Genomic DNA, 20512 nt, shown 5'->3' on the forward strand with positions numbered 1-20512 from the left:
GCGGCGGGCGATGGGGCGCTACGGCAGGATCGTGAGCGCCGAGGCCGCGGCATCCGCGGGCCACAGGGGGTACGACGCCAGCGCTCCCGCGCCGGCGTACGACACCGCCGCGCGGACGGGGGCTCCCGCCTCGAGTCGATAGACGCCCGCGCCGACCGGGATGGCGACGCTCGCACCGGCGGCCACGTTCGCGGTGACGGGGGTGCCGCCATCGGACGGCGTCAGAACGACTGTGGTGTCGCTGTCGCCGCCGGCGACGACCACGCTCGCTCCCACCCCCGCGGCGACCGCGATCTCGCTGGGAGCGGCGATCTCGGGCGCCGGCACGTACCAGGCGAAGTCGGCTCCCTCGCCGAAGCCGGTCGTCGACCAGGCGGCGCCGACGATGGGCGCTCCCGCCGAGACCTGCACGGTGTAAGCGCCGGCGGCCAGACCCGACAGGTCGAGAGAGGTGGGCAGACCGGAGGTGAGCGGGACATCGCTGGGCGCGGGGGCGCTCACCGAGGCGTCGAGGGGGGTGAGCGTGACCGTCGCCGTGGTGTCGGCGCCCGGCGACAGCAGCCGCAGCACCGTGCCCGCCTGCCCGGCGTCGGCGGCGAAGGCCTGAACCCCCGGGATGACCAGGTTCGCGTCGGCCTGGGCGAGAGGGGCGACCTGATCGGCGCCGCCGGGCAGCAGCAAACGGGTCAGCGTGGCCTGCAGGGACGCGTGCACCGGGGCGCCCGCCGAGACCACCCGCACGACCGGGCTCTGCTCGCCGAGCAGCAGTCCCGCGAGCGGAACCACGCGCCGGCCGCCCGCCGGGACCACGATGTTCTGACCGCTCGGCGGCGTCGACACGCCCTGCGCGCCGTACACCGACAGCTGCACGGTCGCCGGGACGGTGCCCGGGTTCGCTAGCACGACCAGATCGTTGGCGCCGGTGTTCGATGCGCCTCCGATCAGCCACGACTCCGAGAGGGGCGGACGACACGCGGATGCCGAGAAACCGATGAGATCGGTCGCGGCGGCGGTCGACGACCCGGCGGCGGCGAGCGGGGCGGGAACGCCGTCGCGGGGAGCGGCGCGCAACGCCTCGGCGTCGCCGGAGGAGTCGCCCGTCACTCCCGTGAGCGCCGTGGTGGTCGCGTCGGAATCGGCGGGTCCGCTGACCACCTGCTGCGATGCGGCCGCGCTCAGCGACCCCGCCGCGTCGGCGCTGCGCCCGAGAGCCAACAGCGGTCCGTCGCAGGCGAGCACGGTGTCGCCGGGAGCCGGCGTCGCCTCCACCCGTACGGGCGTCGCGGTGTACTGGGGCCAGGGGGCCGCGATTCCGAGGACCGTGCCCACGACGGCGGCGGTGGCCACGGCCGCTCCCGCCACGACGCGGGCGCTCGTGGCCGCGACACGGACGATTCGCCGCTCGTTCATCGGGATCCTCCCGGGTTCGGGCCGACGATGCGCGGCGTGCGCCGGGCGACCCGACGCGACGCCGCGGTGGGCACGGCGAGAAGCAGGGCGACGAGCACGACGCCGATCGAGCCGGCGGCCACCAGACGCCGCAGCGCCAGGCGGTGGTCGTCGAGGGGTGCGCGAGGGGTCACCTCGGCGTTCACGCGCCACAGATCCCCGCGCGAGGTCGTGCCGACAGGGTCGAGCAGGTCGCGCTGGTCGAGCGAGGTCGCCGCCCCCAGGCGCGCTCCGCGGATGACGTCGTCCTCTCCGGCCGGCGCCGACTCGAGCAGCACGAAGGCGATGCCGCGCTCGGCGAGGCGCGAGACGACGTCGTCGGCCGAGGGCGTGACGAGGTCGGCGGCGAGGGCCGCAAGCTCGACATCCTGCGCGTCGGCCGAGGTGCGCGTGGCCTCGACGGTGCTCTGGCCCGAAAGGGTCGCGCTGCCGCCCCACACCACCTTGACGCGTAGTCCGTCGGTACGCGGATCGAGCACGATCGTGCCGATGTCGAGCGAGCCGCGGCCCTCGGCGGCGACGAAGGCGGGCAGGGTCGAGACGGGTCCGTTCGTCAGGACCGATCGGCCGCTCGCGGGATCGGCCGTCTGGGCGGTGAGAGCCGGGGCCACCGAGATCGCGAGGGCCCCGAGCGCGAGGAGCGCGGCGATGGGCCGGATCACGTGTACGCGCGCCGGGATCCCCGCGTCGAGGGCGACGACGGCCGCCCCCACGAGGCCGATCCACGCGAGGCTCAACCCCGCGCCCGGCCACAGCGGCACCGCGACGGAGTGGTCGAACGCCACCGCGACGCCCACGGCCGCGAAGGCGGTGGCCAGGCCCGTGACGGTCAGGACGATGAGGGCGGATGCCGTGATCCACCGCGGCGTGAGGACGGCGAGCACGGCCAGCACGGCGAGAGGCGCGATGAGCAGGCCGACCCACCAGACCGATCCCCCGGTGAGGCTCGCCCAGCCACCCGGGTCGGAGGTGGGGAAGCCGGCGGCGAGCAGCGCGCGCCCGAGGGGGGTGGCGGAGGCCTCATCCCCCGCGTAGGCGATGCCCGGATCCGCCAGCAGACCCCAGGGGTTGCCGGCGCGGATCTGCGTCCACACGAGCGGGGCGAACACGACGATCGACGGGACGAGAAGCCAGACGACGCGAGCGACCCCGCGACCGGCCACGAGGGCCACGACGACGAGCGCCGCCGACCACAGCACGATGACCGCAGGAGCGAGGGAGGGGGCCGAGGCGAGGACGGCGACGAGGAGGAGGGATGCCGCTCCCGCCGGCGCCCACGAGCGGTGGGCGACGCTCGCGGCGTAGAAGAGCCACGGGAGGAGCAGGTGCACGAGGACACCCGCCGGGCGCCCCTCGACGAGGGCCGCGAGGAACGTCGGCGCGAGCGCCCAGGCGACACCCGCGACGATGCGCAGCATCGACGACTCCGTCACGCGGGTCGCCGCGAACCATCCGCCGAGCACCGCGAGCGGGAGCGCGAGCACCCACAGCACGACGAAGGCGCGCGACGGGTCGCCGGGCGACAGCGTCCCGATCAGTGCGACGACGGCCGAGAAGGGGTCGGCCGGTCCGACGGCATCCAGTCCGAGGGGACGAGCGCCCCAGGCGGCGTCCTGCCAGAGCTGGGCCACGTTCTGCCGGAGCGGCGCCAGAGCGCCCCCGCCGAGCACCGGCCACGCCAGCAGCGGAGCGAACAGGGCCGCCGACACCGCGAGGGCCCCCAGGACCGCCCACGCCCCGCCGCCCACGAAGAATCGCAGCTCCGAGCGCACGGGGGCGTCGGGGTCGGCGACGTCGCTCTCCCACCGCAGGCGCATCTCGGCGCGCGACACGCGCAGCGACGCGAGACGCGACCATCCCACCTTCCGCGTCGCGCGGATGCGCCGTCGCGCGCGCGCGACGGCGGCGGGCCGCGCCATGACCAGAAGCGTCGCCCCCCACTCGGGCAGCACCCGGTAGGGAACCTTCGTGACAAGGTGCAGGATCGTGCGCCACAGCGCGAGCGGCAGCAGCGAGAGCCAGTGCAGGGCCACGGCGGGACCGGGCGCGTAGACGAGTCGGCGATGCAGCTGGGCGGTTCGCGTGGCGAAGGCGCGCCGTCGGGCACGCCGTCGACCGCGCGCCATGGCGGCCACCCCGTCGCCCGCGACCGCGACCCGGGCGGCGGGCACCAGCGAGACGAGGTGACCCGCGAGCCGCGCACGCACACCGAGGTCGAGGCCCTCGTCGGCGCCGCCCAGGGCCGGATCGAGTCCGCCGAGAGCGGTCCAGGCGTCGCGGCGCACGAGCAGGCCCCGGACGTCGGCGCCGAGCACGTCGGCATCCGCGTCGCGCTGCCCCTGATCGAGTTCGCCCGCCGCGAGCTCCACGGTGCCGCCGTAGCGGTTCATGCTGACGCCGAGGGAGAGGATCGCGTCGCGGTCGTCCCACGCCACGAGTTTGGGGGCCGCGACGACGAGAGGAGGAGACAGCTCGAGGGCGCCCGCGAGGCGCACGAGGGCGTCGGGGTCGGGCGCGGTGTCCTGCGCGAGGAGCCAGACCGCGTCGCCGGTGAGGCGGGGTGTGGCCAGGGCGGTGGCTGCGGCGAAAGACGTGCCCGCCGCAGCGGTGATGACGCCCTCGGCCCCGGACGATGCGGCGAGCTTCGTCAGCGTGGCGTCGGCGCCGCACAGCACGATCGTGAGCGCGTCGACGGGGCGGGTCTGGGCGGCGAGGGCCGCCAGGGTGCGCTCCAGATGGTTCGCTGCAGGAGTGCGTCCTTCGGGACGCACGACGAGGATGGCGTGAACACGGGCGGGCATGACGCGGATCAGCCTAAGTCCGCTCCCCCACGATCGCGGACGCCGCGCCGTCGGCGCGAGGAACGTTCAGGAGGATGCGCGCGGACGCGCGTCAGGCGCGGCGCTTGAGCTTGCGACGCTCGCGCTCACTGAGGCCGCCCCAGATGCCGAAGCGCTCGTCGTTCTGCAGCGCGTACTCGAGGCACTCGGACTTCACGTCGCACGAGGTGCAGATGCGCTTGGCATCCCGTGTCGAACCGCCCTTCTCGGGGAAGAAGGCCTCGGGATCGGTCTGCGAGCAGAGGGCGTCGGTCTGCCAGGCGAGAGCGTTCTCTTCGGTGGAGTCGATGTCGCGGCGGACGCCGGGAACACCGAGATCGACCGGATCGACGAACCAATTCTCCGGGACACCGGACCGGTACTGCGACGTCGCCATATCGTCCTCCGCCTCGTTCAAGCCCCCATGACGCGGTTCCGCGCAGTCATAATTACACCCGTGTGATTACGCCGAGTCAAGTCGCGGATCGTAAACCCTCAAGGGCGAGGTGAACCTTCAGTCGCGGCTACGGCGTGTCGCGGCTCTCACGCGCCGGGCATGGCGACGAACACCTCGCCGCCGCCGTCGGACACGAGGGGCGTCTCATCGGGGGTCACCAGGGCCGCCTGCCCCGGCCGGACGGTGAGGCTGGCACCCGAGGCGCCCGTGAGCGTGGTCTCGCCTGCCACACCGAGGGCGATCGAGACGCCGCCGAGATCGAGCTGGGCCCGGACACCCGCCTCGAGGTGCCCGAGGGCGAAGTCGGCGATTCCGGGGGCGAAGAGCTCGGCGCCGTCGCCCGCGGTGGACGGGCGCAGGAACGGCGGCTCGGCCGGACGGAAGTCGACGAGGCCGAGCAGTTCCTCGACGTCGATGTGCTTGGGGGTCAGGCCGCCGCGCAGCACGTTGTCGCTCGCGGCCATGATCTCTACGCCGAGACCGGCGACGTAGGCGTGCAGGACGCCGGCCGGGACGAAGATCGCCTCGCCGCGGCGCAGCTCGACGAGGTTCATCAGCAGCGCGACCACGATGCCGGGATCGGCGGGGTAGGCCGAGTGCAGCGAGCGGGTCAGCGCCAGCTCGGCGTCGAACCCGGACGCGTCGGCCGACGACGCGGCATCCACGATCTCTTCGATCTCGGCGCGCTCCGCTCCCCCGAGCAGCCAGCCGATCGCCGATCGGAGGGCGGCAGCGGCGTCGTCCGCCGAGAGGTGCGCGCGCAGCGCCCGCACCGCGGGAGCGTCGCCGAGCGCGTCGACCAGGGCACGCGTGCGGTCGAGGTCGCGCAGCCCCGCCAGCGCGGTGAAGGTGTCGCTCAGGGCGACGATCACCTCGGGCTTGTGGTTGTCGTCCTTGTAGTTTCGCTCCCCCGCATCGCGCGGGACCCCGGCCTTCTCTTCGCGGGCGAAGCCCGCGACGGCCTGCTCCTTCGAGGGGTGCACCTGGATCGAGAGGGGCGCACCGGCCGCGAGCAGCTTCAGCAGGTAGGGCAGCTTCGTGGGGACGCCCTGGTCAGCGGCGACGGAGGGCAGCCACGCGTCGAGCGTGCGGCCGGAGCCGTCGTGCACCTCGGCGGGCGAGCCGGGGTGATCGCCGAACCACACCTCGGCCTCGGGCGCCCCGGTGGGCTCGCGTCCCTCGAGGTCGGCGATGAGGGTGGGGCTTCCCCAGGCGTAGTCGCGGGGGGTGTTCGAAAGGGCGATCAGCACGGCGTCAGCATAATGCGCTCGCCTGACGCCGGACGGATGCCGACCGCTACCCTGAACACACCATGGCGATGCACACGAGTCACCCGGTGTCGGCGCTGCCGACGGCCCCGGCGCGCGAGACGACGGGGCATCTGCTGCTGCGGGCCTGGTGCGTGCTTCTGCTCGTGCTCGCCCTGGGCGGGGTGGGTCTGGTCAACGCCGTCGGCCCCGCGATCACCGCGATCGTGGTCGCCGCCACCGCCGTCGTGTCGGGCATCGTCTGGCTCGTCGTTCGCCCGCCCCTCGCCGTGCGGCGCCTGCCCTGGCTCGCGTTCGGCTACCTCGCCTGGGCGACGGCGTCGGTGCTGTGGAGCGCCTGGCCGATGGCATCCCTCCTCACCCTCTCCCTGCTGATCGTCACGACGTTCCAGGGCCTGTTCATCGGGGCCGTGTTGACCTGGCGCGACGTCGTGCGGGCCCTCGCCTCGGCCGCGAAGTGGATCGTCGGGCTGTCGCTGGTGTTCGAGCTCGTCGCGGCTGTGTTCGTGCGCGGACCGGTGCTGCCCGGGTTCGTCGTCACCGCCGCGGGCGAGGATCCGGTGGGGCCGTGGTCCAGCGGCACCCTGTTCACCGGCGGGCGCGTCGAGGGTCTCTTCGGCAACCCCGATCTGCTCGCCGCGGTCATGCTCGTCGCCGTGATCGTCTTCGGCGTCCGGATCGCGGTCGGCGCCCCCCGGCGCGTGCTGCTCGCGGTGTGGACCGCCGTCGCCGCGTTACTCTTCGTCCGCGCGGAATCGGTCACCGCCTGGATCGCCGCGGCCTTCGTCGCCCTGGTCCTGGCCACGGTGCTCGTCATGCGCACCGCGCGCCGCCCCGGCGAACGCACCCGCTGGTACCTGCTGTACGCCGCGATCGGGCTGGGCGGGGGCGGCGCCCTGTGGCTCAACCGCCCGGCGCTGTTCGATCTCCTCGGCCGCGGCGCCGACCTGACGGGGCGCGACAGCATCTGGACCGAGGTCATCGCGCGGGCGGAGCAGCGTCCTGTCATCGGGTGGGGCTTCTCGACGCCGTGGATCCCGACCGAGCCGCTCATCGACGGGTGGATCGTCGAGGACGGCCGGACGGTGATCCAGGCGCACAGCATGTGGCTCGACGCCTTCCTCCAGCTCGGCGGGATCGGCGTGATCCTGCTGGCGCTGGTGGGACTGGCGTACGTGTGGCGGTCGTGGTTCTTCGCCGTCGACCGACCGCGCTGGGACCTGCGCGACGACCGCCCCCACTCCCCCCTGACCCTGCTGCCGACCCTGCTCGGGGCCCTGCTCGTGGTGCAGGGGCTCACGGATTCCGGACCGCTGCTGCTGTGGGGCTGGCTGTTCGTGATCCTCTTCGGCGCGAAGATCAAGCAGACGCCGCTGGTGGGGGTCGGCCCCAGCGAGCAGAGCATCTCCATCGAGCGGGGCGAGCTGCGGCGGCCGGGGCCCTGATCCCGGCCCAGGGGCGTTCGACGCTCAGGGTCGCGGGATGCGTGCCCGGTAGACTTCCCGCTGGCTCTCCGCGGCCGCGGCTCCTCGACCGAAAGATCCCTTCGTGACGTACACCCTGCAGAACGCCGTTCTTCCGCTCGACCGCGACCCCGACCTCCTCCCGCTCTACGTCGATCCCGAGACCTGGTCGACCATCGACGAGGAGCCGGTGCGGGTGACCAACGTGGCCCAGCTGGGCAACATCCTCGACCGCCACCGCGCGCGCATCGTCGCCGGCCGCCGCGTCTCGTTCGGCACCTACTTCAACGCCTTCCCCGCCTCGTACTGGCAGCACTGGACGGCCGTGCGCCAGGTGCGCCTCACGGTCCACACCTCGGGGGATGCCACGGTGCTCGTGTACCGCTCGAACGGCGGCGGCACCAAGCAGCGCATCGAGACGCGCGAGGTCCGCGGCGACGCCGTCGCCACGTCGTTCGACCTGGTCCTCGATCAGTACAGCGACGGCGGCTGGATCTGGTTCGACGTCGCCGCCGACCACACCGACGCGATCTTCGAGGGCGCCGAGTGGACGACCGAGCAGGAGCCGGTCCGTGGCGGCAAGGCGAGCATCGGCGTCACCACGTACAACAAGCCCGACTACTGCGTCGAGACGCTGCAGGCCCTCGCCGACGCCCCCGACGTGCTCGACGTCGTCGATCGGGTCTTCATCATCGACCAGGGCACCGACCTGGTCGAAGCGCAGGACGCCTACCCGGCCGTCGCCGAGCGCCTCGGCGACACCCTGCAGGTGCTCCGCCAGCCCAACCTTGGCGGGAGCGGCGGCTTCGCCCGCGCCATGGTCGAAACGCTCGCCCGCGAGGGCAGCGACTTCGTCCAGCTGCTCGACGACGACGTGCGCATCGAGCCCGAGTCGATCCGCCGCTCCGTGGTCTTCGGCCGCTACGCCTCGGTGCCCACCATCGTCGGCGCCCACATGTTCGACCTGCTCGACCGCCCCAAGCTGCACGCCTGGGCCGAGGTCGTCGACGACGCCCCCTTCATGTGGCGCGCGCTCTTCCAGGAGCGCCTCCCCCACGACTTCAGCGTCGCCAACCTGCGCCAGAGCCCTCTGCTGCACATGCGGCTCGACGCCGACTACAACGGCTGGTGGATGTGCCTGATCCCCACCAGCATCCTGCGCGAGATCGGTCTGTCGCTTCCCGCCTTCATCAAGTGGGACGACGCCGAGTTCTGTGTTCGGGCTCGGGATGCCGGCTACCCCACGGTCTCCATGCCCGGTGTCGCACTGTGGCACGTGTCGTGGATCGGCAAGGACGACTCGATCGACTGGCAGGCGTATTTCCACGCCCGCAACCGCATCGTCGCCGCGCTCCTGCACTCGCGGTCACCGCTCGGCGGCACCCTCATCCGACACAGCCGACGCGTCGACCTCAAGCACCTCATGATGATGCAGTACTACCCCGTCGAGCTGCGGCACCGCGCGCTGCGCGATGTGCTGTCGGGACCCGAGCACATGCGCGCCAACCTCGCGACGGCGATGCCGGACGCCCGCGCGGTCGCGAAGAAGCACGCCGAGACGGTCGTGCACAAGGACTCGGGCGTCCCGCTGCGTTCACGCCGCGGACGCCAGGTGTTCAAGCGCCTGAAGCAGCACCAGTTCGACAGCCCGACCGGCCTCGCTCTAAGGACCTTCACCGTCCGGACGCTGCTGTCGCACTGGTTCCACACGCCCAAGGCCGAAAACGTCGCACAGCCCGAAGTCGAGTTCGGGAAAGGCGATGCCAACTGGTGGCGCGTTCCCTTGTACGACAGCGCCCTCGTCAGCGCCGCCGACGGGTCGGGCAAGAACATCTACACGCGCGACCGCGCGATGTTCCGACGCATGCTCATCGACAGCTGGAAGCTGCACCGTCGCCTCCAGCGCGAATGGCCCCGTCTGTCCCGTCAATACCGCCGCGCCCTGCCCGACCTCGTCTCCGAGGCCAACTGGCGCGCGACCTTCGAGGAGCGTCCGTGACCACGGCACCGTTCGACCCGAAGACCGCGACGATCGTCGTGGTCACGTACAACCGCACCCACCTGCTCACGCGCCTGCTCGAGAGCATCGAGCGGATGTCGCCGGCACCGGGGCACCTCGTCGTGATCGACAACGCCTCGACCGACGACACCACGGAGGTCGTCGAGTCGTTCCGCTACCGCCTGCCCACCGAGCTGGTCTACCGCCGTCTCGAGACCAACACCGGCGGCTCGGGCGGATTCAGCGAGGGGATGCGCGTCGCCTACGAGCTCGGATCCGAATGGATCTGGCTCATGGACGACGACGTCGAGGTGGTCTCCGACGGACTCGCCCGCATGGGTCACTGGACGCCCCGCTTCCGCAGCATCCAGGGGCGCCGGTACGACTACGACGGCAGCGAGTTCTACTGGCAGTACCGCGTGGCCGAGTCGATGGCGATCCCGATCCCCTTCGCTCCCGCCGCCTTCGACGAGTCAGGCTTCAAGCCGATGAACTCGGGATGCTTCGAGGGGATGTTCATCCACCGCGACATCGTCGCGAAGATCGGTCTGCCCGACCCGCGCTTCTTCATCTACTGGGACGACCAGCTCTACGGCTGGTTGGCGTCGCGCCACACGCCCTCGGTGATCGTCAACGAGTTCGTGCTGCGCCGCACCCGCGAGATCAAGCAGTGGGACATGGGCATTCGCCACATGAACGCCTCCAGCGACGCCTACCGGTACTACATCATGCGCAACCGCGCGTATCTGCAGAAGTACTACCGCGCGCTGGGCGTGTACAACGCGCTGCCGTTCACCCTGGGGACGGCGCTCACCTTCGTCAAGGAGCTCATCCGCCTCGTCGTCGTCGAGCGCAAGATCACCGGCACCAGCAACCTGTTCCGGGGGCTCCGCGACGGGCGACGCATCCTCGGCGACGCGTCGTGGAAGCCGATGCCGCCGTTGGAGCAGTCACAGGCGGCCCGCTGACTGCCCATCTGCGTACGAGGCACCCCGAGGACGCCTCGCTGCTCAGCCGAGAGTGGTCGGGAGCTCGTCCGACAGCGTCGGGCTGAGCGAACGCGCATACAGACGGCTCAGGTGGTTGTCGTCTCGATAGACGGCGACGTTGCCGATCACGCCGACGCACAGGTCGTCGGGGCAGATCCACGGCGTGAGGTCGACCAGGTGGAGACCTGCGCGGTCGAGGTCGTCGGCGGGGTTGCGATCGGCGAGCGACGCCGACCGCGGCACCGCGCAATCCAGCGGGTCGTCCGCCTCCACGACGCAGTCGTACATGTTGAAGGTGAACCGCGGGTTGTCCCGCACCCCCCACACCTGCACCCCGGCGTCGTCCATCCGGTCGAGGAAGCGCTCGATCCCCGGGCGCAGGCGCTCGTCGTCCTCACCGGCGTCGGAGCGGGTCACGATGGTCAGGGCCGCGTCCGGTCGGACCCTCTCGACGAGCTCGATCGCCGCCTCGCGCCACCCGTCGCAGAGCTCGTCCATTCCCGGCTCATCGAGGCCCATCGAGCAGCCCCCCTTGATGAGAAAGACCACGCCCCACCCGTTGGCTTCGGCCACCGGGAGCAGGGAGCCCGTGATCTGCTGCGCGTGCGAGTCGCCGATCACGACGACGGTGTGCTGGGCGCGCGGAGTGCCGACGGTCTCGGAGCAGGTGCCCCGCAGCTGTTCGACATCGTTGGCCCACTCCGCCGAGCACTCGCGGTCCAGATGCACCCATTCGTCGTCGATCAAGGTCGGTAGAGGAAGCAGCGGGGCGTCGGCCGGCGTCTCCGACAGGGCCGGATCGCGCAGCACCGCCGCCCCCGGGTTGTCCTGCAGGGCGCGGGCCTCGATCGCGCGCTCCTGGATCCAGGTCGAGGTCTGCCAGGTGCCGACGGGTACGGCGACGACGGCAGCGGCAGCCGTCAGGATCGCGAGAGGTACCAAAGGCGAGGCGTCGCCGCGTCTCCACGCCCGTACCGGCCGATCGACGGCCCAGGTCAAGACGCGGGCGAGGATGAGCGAGAGCACGATGATCCCCGCACCACCGACGAACCCCACCTCGGTGCGACCGTTCACGACGAGGAAGGTCACCAGAATCGGCCAGTGCACCAGGTAGAGCGCATAGGCGTCGCGCCCCACCGCTTGCAACGGACGCGAGGAGAGCATCCGCGCCAGCGAGAACCTCCCCGTCTCGCCGGACCCTGACACCACGATGGCCGCGGCGCACAGGACGGGCCACAGCGCCAGGAAGCCCGGGAATCCGCCCTGCACGTCGAGCACCGCACCCAGCACGAGCAGCCCGGCCAGTCCCGCCCAGCCGACGACGGTGCGCGCGACCGCGCCGAAACGGATGTGCGGCAGGGCGATGACCAGCAACGACCCCGCAGCGAACTCCCACAGGCGTGCCCAGGTGTCGAAGTACGCCAGCTGTTGAGCGGAGGCGGTGCGGACGACCGAGTAGACGAACGAGATGGCGAAGACCACACCGAAGACCACACCCACCACGCGGTCGGGCGAGAATCCCCGACGGCGCACCACGATCTGGCAGAGCCCCAGCAGAACCACCCAGAGCACGAAAGCCTGGCCCTGGACCGACATCGACCAGAAGTGCTGCAGGGGGCTCGTCACATCGGTACGCGCGTAGTAGTCGACCGCGTCCGCCGCCAGCAGCCAGTTCTGCACATACCCGAGAGACGCCCAGGTCTGCTCGGCAACCGCGCGGTACATCGTCTCGGGATACACCGCCCACACCACCGCGAGGACGCCGACGAGAGTCACCGCCGCCGCGGGGAGCAGGCGACGGAAGATGCCGAGGAGGTGACGGACGGGATGAATCGGGGTGGGACCGGCCATGCGGCGCACGAAGCCCCGGGTCAAGAAGAACGCCGACAGCATCAGGAAGACGTCGACGCCGCCGGAGACACGTCCGAACCACACGTGATACGACACCACCAGCAGGATGGCGACGGCGCGGAGCCCGTCGATGTCGCGACGGTACGTCCAGCGTCCCTCCGACTCCCGCGCGGCGGCCAGGGGACGGGTGGGCGACCCGAGGGTCAAACGCACGAGAACATCACGCGAGCTGGTTGTTCCACATCGAGAGGGCGGAACCGATGGCCATGTGCATGTCGAGGTACTGGTAGGTGCCCAGGCGGCCACCGAAGTGCACGTCGCGCTCGCCCTTCGCCAATTCGCGGTAGGCGAGCAGGCCGGTGCGGTCGTCGGCGGTGTTGACCGGGTAGTACGGCTCGTCGGCGCGCGTGGCGAATCGGGAGTACTCGCGCACCACGACCGTCTTGTCGGTGGGGTAACGGTCGGCGCGCTCGGGGTGGAAGTGCTTGAACTCGTGGATGCGCGTGTACGGCACGTCGGCGTCGGCGTAGTTCATCACGCTCGTGCCCTGGAAATCGCCGATCGGCAGGACCTCTTGCTCGAAGTCGAGCGTGCGCCAGGAGAGCTCGCCCTCGGCGTAGTCGAAGTAGCGGTCGACGGGCCCGGTGTACACCACGGGCACGTGGCCGACCGTGGCCTTCTTGTTCAGCGGCTGGGACTCGTCGAAGTAGTCGGTCGACAGCTTCACGTCGATGTTCGGGTGATCCGCCATGCGCTCGAGCCACGCGGTGTACCCGTCGACGGGCAGCCCCTCCCACGTGTCGTTGAAGTAGCGGTTGTCGTACGTGTAGCGAACGGGCAGGCGCGAGATGACCTCCGCCGGCAGATCCTTCGGGTCGGTCTGCCACTGCTTCGCCGTGTAGTCGCGGATGAACGCCTCGTAGAGGGGCCGGCCGATCAGCGCGATGCCCTTCTCCTCCAGGTTCGCGGCGTCTTTCGCATCGAACTCCCCCGCCAACTCTTGCACGAGGGCCCGTGCCTGGTCGGGCGTGTACGCCGCCTGGAAGAACTGGTTGATCGTGCCGAGGTTGATCGGCAGGGGGAAGACCACGTTCTTGTGCGTCGTATAGACGCGGTGCACGTAGTTGGTGAAGTTGGTGAAGCGGTTGACGTACTCCCACACCGTCGGGTTCGACGTGTGGAACAGGTGGGCGCCGTACTGGTGCACCTCGATGCCGGTCTCGGGCTCGTCCGCCGAGTAGGCGTTGCCGCCGATGTGGTGACGACGGTCGATGACCGTCACCTTTCGGCCCGCGGCGGCGGCGCGCTCGGCGATGGTGAGGCCGAAGAAGCCGGAGCCGACGATGAGGAGATCCATGAGAGAGGGCTTTCGATTCGGATGCCGGGGCTCACCCCCGGGAGGGAAACGTCCGCTCGATACTACCCGCGGCGTCTCCGAGGTCCGCTGACCGCGTCCAGCGGCCCCGCAGAGACGGTCCGATACGATGGCGTGTCGAAATGACCGCAGACGGAGAAGAAATCGTATGAGTGAGTGGATCAGCGCGGTTCCGGCGTACCTCGTCGTCGCATTGGTCCTGATCCTCCCGGGTGCGTCGGTCATCGTCGCCGGATGGGGATGGCGAAGCCCTCAACGCCTGCTGCTCGCACCGGCGATCTCGGCCACGATCGCGGCCGTCGCCGCGTCGGTCGCCCCCCTCGTCGGGCTGAGCTGGGGCCTGCTCCCCCTCGCCCTGGTCACGCTCGTCGTGGCCGGTATCGGCCTCATCCTCCGCCGTCGCGCGACGGCGGACCCGCGCCCGCCCGCGCCGCGCACGGGCCTGTTCGTCCTCGTCGCCCTGGCCCTCGCCGCCGTCGCCAACGCCGTCAACTTCGCGCGAGCCTTCGGCGCGCCCGGAAACATCGCGCAGCGTTTCGACAACATCGTCCACCTGAATGCCATCGCCTCGGCTCTGCAGAACGGCAGCGCGTCGCCCTTCCAGATCGGGTCGACCTCCGACATCGGCTTCTACCCGAATGCGTGGCATGCGCTGACGACTCTCGGTGCCGAGATGACGGGCGCGACGGTTCCGGTCGCGGTCAACGGCGCGAACCTGGCCATCGTCTCGATCCTGTGGCCCGCGTCCGTGATGGCACTGGCCGGAGCGTTCTTCGCCGAACGTCGGACCGCCTACGTCACCGCCGCCGCCCTCGCCACCGGCTTCGGCGCCTTCCCGGCCCTGTTCTTCAACTGGGGCGTGCTGTACCCGAATCTCGTCGGGTACGCGATGATCCCCGCGGCACTCGCTGCCGTCGTGACGATGCTGCCGGAGCGGGGTGCACCCGCGCTGGTGCGCTCCGCCCTGCTCGTCGCCCTCCTGGCCGGAGGAACGTTCCTCGGACACCCGAACGCGTTCCTCAGTCTCCTGTTCTTCGCCGCCGCGGTCGTCATCACCTCCGCCGCCGTGAAGGCGGCGAGCGAACGCACGCGCGGATCGATCCTGTTCCTCGCGGCGGCGGTCGTCGGTTTCGGCCTCGCGCTGGCGGCGACCCTCGCGGTCTTCCGAACGGGAGCGGAGCACTCGGGATGGACCCCGTGGCAGCAGCTGTCGCAGTCTCTGGGAGAGGGGCTGTTCGTCTCACCGCGCGGATACAACCCCACCACCCTGATCTCGATCCTGCTGATCGTCGGGTTCTTCGCCGTCGCCCGCCGTTCGCGGTGGCTCCCGGCCGTCATGCCGTTCGCCGTGGCCGTCGCCCTCTTCGCGATCGCCTCCGGGTTGCGCATCGACAGCCCCTTGCGTCAGCTGGTGACCAACCCCTGGTACAACGACTCGAACCGCCTCGCCGCCCTCCTACCACTGGTAGCCATCCCGGTGGCGACCCTCGGCGCGATCACCGTCGTCGACCTGGTCCGGCGCGCCGCGCGCCACCGTCGGACTCCTCGATGGGTCGGCATCGGCGCCGCGGCGCTCGGAGTTCTCGCGCTCTTCTCGGTCGCGACGGGTCCGAACGTGCGCATGGCCCTCGACCAGGTCCGCGAGGCGTACGCGTACACGGACAGCTCCCTCATCCTCTCGTCGGACGAAGAGGCATTGCTGGAGCGCCTCGACGGCGAGACCCCCGAGGATGCGCTCATCGCCGGCAGCCCTCGGACGGGGGCTTCGCTCGCGCTCGCCTTCGCCGACCGGCAGGTGACCCAGAAGCACGTCTTCGGCAGTCCCTCGCCGGAACTGCTGTTCCTCAATGCGCATCTGCGCGACATCGACACCGATCCGGCCGTCTGCCGGACCGTCGATCAGCTCGGCATCGACTACGTGCTCGACTTCGGGACGCAGGACGTCATCGATCCCGCGGGGGCGGCAGCCTTCAGCGGCATCCAGGACCTGTCGCCGGGAACCCACCTCGTCCTCGTCGATGAGCAGGGCCCCGACGCGCGTCTGTTCCGTATCGAGGGGTGCTGACGTGACCCGTGCCTCGACGGTCGCCGTCGCCTACGACTGCCTCTTCCCATATTCGACGGGAGGCGGCGAGCGGCAGTACCGAGCCATGGCGGATGTGCTTGGTCGCGAAGGCTTCGACGTCGACTACCTCACGTCGGTGCAGTGGGACGGCGCGACCCCGGCCGAAGAGCACTTCCGCATCCTGCCGATCACGCCTCGCCTCTCGCTCTACGACGCGGGCGGGGTGCGCCGCATCCCCGCCGCCCTCCGCTACGCCGCCGCGTTGTTCACCGCCCTCGTGCGGCGACGGCGCCGCTACGCCGCCGTCATCGTCAGCGGCCTGCCGATCTTCAACGTCTTCGCTGCGCGACTTGCGCTCCTGGGCTCGGGGACGAAGCTCGTCGTCGACTATCTCGAGGTATGGCACCGTCGGCAGTGGGTCGAGTACTCGGGCGCGCTCACCGGCACGATCGCCTGGGTCCTGCAGCGTGTCGCCATCGCCATCACCCCGCTCGCGACGTGCCACTCGCAGCTGAGCGCCACCCGTCTGCGTCGCGAGGGACTGCGTCGACCGCCGCTGGTCAGTCCCGGTCTCATCGACGGCGCCGTTCAGGTCGCCGAGGCCGGGCCGGCCGCGTCGCCGCCCTACGTGCTCTACGTCGGCCGGCACATCCCCGACAAGCGTGTCGAGGTCCTTCCCGCGGCGGTCGCCGCGGCGCGCGAGAGCGTCCCTGATCTGCGTCTCGTGATCCTCGGCACCGGTCCGAGTTCCGGCGCCGTCCGCGCGGAGGTGAGCCGCGTCGGCGGCGACGTCTGGACCGATCTCCCGGGCTTCGTCTCGGATGCCGAGCTCGACGCGCTCCTGCACGGCGCGGTGTGCCTGGTGAATCCGTCGCGGCGCGAGGGGTACGGTCTCGTCGTGGTCGAGGCCAACGCTCACGGCACTCCTGTCGTCCTCGTCGACGACGAGGGCAACGCCTCGACCGAACTCATCGACGCCGGAGTGAACGGCGTCGTCTCGCCCACCACCGACCCCACCGGCCTCGCCCGGGCCATCCGGGACGTCGTCGACGGCGGTGACGACCTGCGCCGCTCCGCGCGCGCCTGGTACGACACCGCCCTCGACACCCGCACCATCCGCCGCACCGTGGAAGGGATCCTCTCGGCACTGCCGCTGCCGAGCCCCGCCTCGGTGAAGACGAAAGAAGACAGCCCGTGACCACTCCCGCACCGACGGACGTCGAACTGACGATCCTCATGCCCTGCCTCAACGAGGCCGAGACGCTCGAGGTCTGCATCCGCAAGGCACAGGGATTTCTGGACCGCAGCGGCATCCGGGGAGAAGTGCTCATCTCCGACAACGGCAGCACCGACGGCTCGCAGGCCATCGCCGAGCGACTCGGTGCGCGTGTGTCGCACGCGCCGCGCCGGGGCTACGGCGCCGCGCTCATCAACGGTATCGAGACGGCCCGCGGACGGTACATCATCATGGCCGACGCCGACGACAGCTACGACTTCGAGAACCTCGAGCCCTTCGTCGAGCGCCTCCGCGCGGGCGCCGACCTCGTCATGGGCAACCGCTTCCGAGGGGGCATCGAGCCGGGCGCCATGCCCCCGCTGCACAAGTACCTGGGCAACCCGGTGCTCTCGTTCATCGGCGAGCTCTTCTTCAAGCCCGGCATCCGCGATTTCCACTGCGGCCTGCGCGGCTTCAACCGCGCCCGCATCCGCGAGCTCGACCTGCAGACCACGGGCATGGAGTTCGCCTCCGAGATGGTAGTGCGCGCCTCGCTCGCCCGCTTCCGCATCGAAGAGGTGCCGACGACCCTCAAGAAGGACGGCCGCTCGCGTCCGCCGCACCTGCGCAGCTGGCACGACGGCTGGCGTCACCTGCGCTTCCTCCTGCTCTTCGCCCCCCGGTGGCTGTTCGTCTACCCGGGTCTGGTCGCGTTCTTCCTCGGCGCGATCGCCGTGGCGGTGCTGGCCTTCGGCGGGGTGAACATCGGCGGCGTCGGCTTCGACGTCACGACCATGGTGTACGCGAGCGCCCTGTGCGTGATCGGATTCCAATCACTGTTGTTCTTCTGGCTGACGAAGCTGTACGCCACACAGGAGGGCTTCCTCCCGACGAGTGAGCGGTACCGACGGATCGTCGCGAAGTGGTCCGCCGAACGCGGTCTGCTGATCGGTGTGGGCCTGTTCTTCCTCGGCATCGTCATCGGTATCGTCCAGGTCGCCGTATGGGGCAATCTCGACTTCGGTCAGCAGAACGCGGCGCAGGCCGTGCGGATCGCCGTGCCCAGCGCGCTGCTGATCATCCTCGGATTCCAGACCGCGATGATGAGCTTCTTCTCGGGCGTGCTCACCACGCCCCGGCGCGAGCAGCGCCCCGAAGCCGTCATCGAGAGTTGATGACCTCGAGACGCGTCCTGGTCGACCTGCTCGGTTTCACCGGTGCGCGGGGCGGTACCGAGGCGTACGTGCGGGAGATCCTGCCCCGCCTGGCCGAACGTCTGCCGGACGTGCGCTTCGCGGCGCTCACGGGACGAGCGGGCACCGACCGGGTCTCGGCGTTCTTCCCCGGCTCCGTGCGGACGCTCCCCTGGGTCGGCGCCGACCCGGCGACGTGGGCGTTGGGGGCCGTGGCCGGCACCGAGCTCGCCGGTCGCCGCGCCCGCGCCGACCTCATCTGGGCTCCGGCGAACTTCGGTCCGGTCCTGCGGGGCCTGCCGCGGGTCGTGACGGTCCACGACGCCATCTACGACGAGGTCCGCGGCAGCCTCGCGCAGCGGGCGCAGCGCGCAGTGACCTCGACGCTCATGCGCCGGTCGGCGCGGTCGGCCGACCGGGTGATCACGGTCTCGCACGCCGCCGCCGCCAGCATAGGCCGCCATCTCGGGGTGCCCACGGAGCGCATCTCGGTGGTGCACAACGGCAGCTCCACCCCGCGTCCCGTCGACGACCCGCGGGCCGAGCTCGCGTCCTTCGCCTTCCCGGCCGGCCGCCCGATCGTGATGAGCGTCGGCAACCGGATGCCGCACAAGAACTTCCGCGGCCTGCTCGAGGCCGTCGCGACCCTGCCCGCCGAGGACCGTCCCGTGACGGTGATCGCCGGCAGCAGCCTGCCCGATCCGCTCGCGGACGACGTGGCCCGTCTCGGCCTGCAGCAGGATGTGGTGCTCCCCGGCTGGGTGAGCGACGCACAGCTGGAAGCGCTGTTCCAGGTCGCCGATCTCTACGTGTGCCCGTCGCTGGTCGAGGGCTTCGGTCTTCCCGTGGTCGATGCCCTCCGGCGCCGTGTGCCCGTGCTGGCGAACGACGTCCCGGTGCTGCGCGAGGTCGGTGGCGACGCGGCCCGTTACGCCGATGCGACGGATGCCGCGACCTTCGGCGCCGCGATCTCGGCGGCGCTGTCCGCCCCGACAGACGCCGCTCGGCGCGCGGAGGCGAAGGACTGGGCCGCCCGATTCACCTGGGACGACGCCGCGGACGGTACCGCTCGCGTGCTCGACGCGGTGCTCGCGGGGAGCCGTCGATGACCGCTCCCTCGATGAAGCGCCGCCTCCTCGGCTTCCTGCTCGTGCCGGCGATCGCCGCGCTCTCGCCGATCATCGCCCTGCCCGCCGTCACCCAGATCGCGGGGCCCGGCGGGTGGGCGAGCGCGATCGCGGGAGAGTCGATCGGCACGTTCGCCGCGATCGCCATCGGGTGGGGGTGGGCCACGGTGGGCCCCGCGCTCATCTCGATCGCGGGGAACGACGACGAGCGCGCCCGGCTCTATCGCGAATCGTTGATCGTGCGGCTGTCGATCTCGATCCTCGCCCTCCCGGCGCTCGCCGTCATCTGCTGGCTGATCGCGACGCCGGGTGCGGAGTGGCTGACGATCCTGATGGGCATGCAGGGCGCGCTCATCGCGCTGTCGTTCACGTGGTTCTCCGCGGGCGTCGGCGACCCGCGCACGATCGTCATCTTCGACGCGGCCCCGCGCCTGCTCGCCAACCTCGCCGCCGCGGCCCTCGTGCTCGCCACGGGCGTCGTCGTGCTCTATCCGCTCGCGGGAATTCTCGTCACCCTCGTCGGCACGAGCATCTTCACGATGCGTCTGCTTCGCCGGCATCCGGGTCCGTGGCCGCGCCCCCGGGATTTGCCGCGACTGCTGAGGTCGAACCTCGCCGTCGCCCTGAACGATGCCGGCCTGAGCGGCTACTCCAGCGTCCCGGCGCCGGTCGTCAACGTGACGGCGATGCCCACCGCGGCCTCGGGCTACGCCACCGCCGACAAGATGCTCAAGCTCGGGCAGTTCATCCCCATGACCCTCGCCAACGCCCTGCAGGCGTGGATCGGCGAGGCGCACGGCCCGCACCGGGCGCGGCGCATGACCGTCGCGATCGGTCTGGCCACCGCGACCGGACTGCTCGGCTGGGCGGGCCTGGCGCTGGTGGGACCGTGGCTGACGAGCGTCTACCTCCCGGCCGCTCCCGCACCTTTCGACATCCTCCTGGTCATGGGGCTGGTGTTCTTCTTCTTCTCGGTGCGCACGGCCGTCGCGCGACTCGTGCTGTTCCCGGCGGGTCAAGCCGCAGCCGTCATGCGGGCCACTCTGATCGCCACCGTGCTCGGCATCCCCCTCATGATCGGCCTCGGCATCGCGTGGGGCCCGGTGGGAGCCGCCCTCGGCTATGCGTTCACCGAGGGCGCCGCCGCCCTTCTGCTCACCCGTCGCTGCCTCCGCGTGCTGCGCGACCTGCGCCACGAGACCGTCGAGGTGGCGCCGTGAGCGCCGCCTCCCCCGAAAGGA

General features: G+C 71.2%; 14 protein-coding genes. 8 read left to right on the forward strand and 6 right to left on the reverse strand.

Features of this window, described 5'->3' with window-relative positions; all coding sequences use genetic code 11:
- Positions 1–18: 18 nt before the first annotated feature.
- The 4 genes from F9B98_RS02270 to manA all read right to left on the reverse strand — a co-directional run bounded on the left by F9B98_RS02270 (position 19) and on the right by manA (position 5975).
- Positions 19–1410 (reverse strand): DUF5719 family protein, encoded by a 1392-nt coding sequence (locus F9B98_RS02270; protein WP_150952277.1) that lies wholly within the window; start codon positions 1408–1410, stop codon positions 19–21.
- Entirely contained in the window at positions 1407–4250 is a 2844-nt protein-coding gene (locus F9B98_RS02275; protein WP_150952280.1) for a glycosyltransferase family 2 protein, read from the reverse strand. The genes F9B98_RS02270 and F9B98_RS02275 overlap by 4 nt, the downstream gene beginning before the upstream one ends.
- A gap of 91 nt (positions 4251–4341) precedes the next feature.
- Positions 4342–4665: a WhiB family transcriptional regulator gene (locus tag F9B98_RS02280; RefSeq protein ID WP_150952283.1), complete on the reverse strand. Its 324-nt coding sequence runs from the start codon at positions 4663–4665 to the stop codon at positions 4342–4344.
- Between the two features lie 146 nt (positions 4666–4811).
- Positions 4812–5975: a mannose-6-phosphate isomerase, class I gene (gene manA / locus F9B98_RS02285; RefSeq protein WP_150952286.1), complete on the reverse strand. Its 1164-nt coding sequence runs from the start codon at positions 5973–5975 to the stop codon at positions 4812–4814.
- Positions 5976–6037: 62 nt separating this feature from the next.
- Between manA and F9B98_RS02290 the strand changes: the two genes are divergently transcribed.
- From F9B98_RS02290 to F9B98_RS02300, 3 genes are all read left to right on the forward strand, one after another.
- The gene (locus F9B98_RS02290; protein ID WP_150952289.1) at positions 6038–7438 is read left to right on the forward strand and encodes an O-antigen ligase family protein; all 1401 of its coding nucleotides are present in this window, start codon (positions 6038–6040) and stop codon (positions 7436–7438) included.
- Positions 7439–7541: 103 nt separating this feature from the next.
- Positions 7542–9455 carry a glycosyltransferase gene (locus F9B98_RS02295; protein ID WP_150952291.1) on the forward strand — a complete coding sequence of 638 codons (1914 nt, stop codon included), beginning with the start codon at positions 7542–7544 and terminating at the stop codon, positions 9453–9455.
- Entirely contained in the window at positions 9452–10423 is a 972-nt protein-coding gene (locus F9B98_RS02300; protein WP_150952294.1) for a glycosyltransferase family 2 protein, read from the forward strand. The genes F9B98_RS02295 and F9B98_RS02300 overlap by 4 nt, the downstream gene beginning before the upstream one ends.
- Before the next feature lie 42 nt (positions 10424–10465).
- Here the strand turns inward: F9B98_RS02300 and F9B98_RS02305 are convergent, their stop codons facing one another.
- Both F9B98_RS02305 and glf read right to left on the reverse strand, forming a co-directional pair.
- Entirely contained in the window at positions 10466–12508 is a 2043-nt protein-coding gene (locus F9B98_RS02305; RefSeq protein WP_191966630.1) for an acyltransferase family protein, read from the reverse strand.
- Positions 12509–12515: 7 nt separating this feature from the next.
- Positions 12516–13652, reverse strand: coding sequence for a UDP-galactopyranose mutase (glf, locus tag F9B98_RS02310; RefSeq protein ID WP_150952301.1), 1137 nt, complete (start codon positions 13650–13652; stop codon positions 12516–12518).
- Between the two features lie 166 nt (positions 13653–13818).
- Between glf and F9B98_RS15825 the strand changes: the two genes are divergently transcribed.
- The 5 genes from F9B98_RS15825 to F9B98_RS02330 are packed head-to-tail and all read left to right on the forward strand — an operon-like array spanning position 13819 to position 20491.
- Complete coding sequence (locus F9B98_RS15825; protein ID WP_191966631.1) at positions 13819–15735, forward strand: DUF6541 family protein; 1917 nt, start codon at positions 13819–13821, stop codon at positions 15733–15735.
- 1 nt (position 15736) lies between these two features.
- Entirely contained in the window at positions 15737–16933 is a 1197-nt protein-coding gene (locus F9B98_RS02315; protein WP_191966632.1) for a glycosyltransferase family 4 protein, read from the forward strand.
- Positions 16930–18126, forward strand: coding sequence for a glycosyltransferase family 2 protein (locus F9B98_RS02320; RefSeq protein ID WP_191966633.1), 1197 nt, complete (start codon positions 16930–16932; stop codon positions 18124–18126). The genes F9B98_RS02315 and F9B98_RS02320 overlap by 4 nt, the downstream gene beginning before the upstream one ends.
- Entirely contained in the window at positions 18126–19253 is a 1128-nt protein-coding gene (locus F9B98_RS02325) for a glycosyltransferase family 4 protein (RefSeq protein WP_150952308.1), read from the forward strand. Before F9B98_RS02320 ends, F9B98_RS02325 begins: the two co-directional genes overlap by 1 nt.
- Positions 19250–20491, forward strand: coding sequence for a lipopolysaccharide biosynthesis protein (locus F9B98_RS02330; protein ID WP_150952311.1), 1242 nt, complete (start codon positions 19250–19252; stop codon positions 20489–20491). Before F9B98_RS02325 ends, F9B98_RS02330 begins: the two co-directional genes overlap by 4 nt.
- The last annotated feature ends 21 nt before the right edge of the window (positions 20492–20512 follow it).

The sequence above is a fragment of the Microbacterium testaceum StLB037 genome (genome assembly GCF_008763945.1).
GTDB lineage: Bacteria > Actinomycetota > Actinomycetes > Actinomycetales > Microbacteriaceae > Microbacterium > Microbacterium testaceum_G.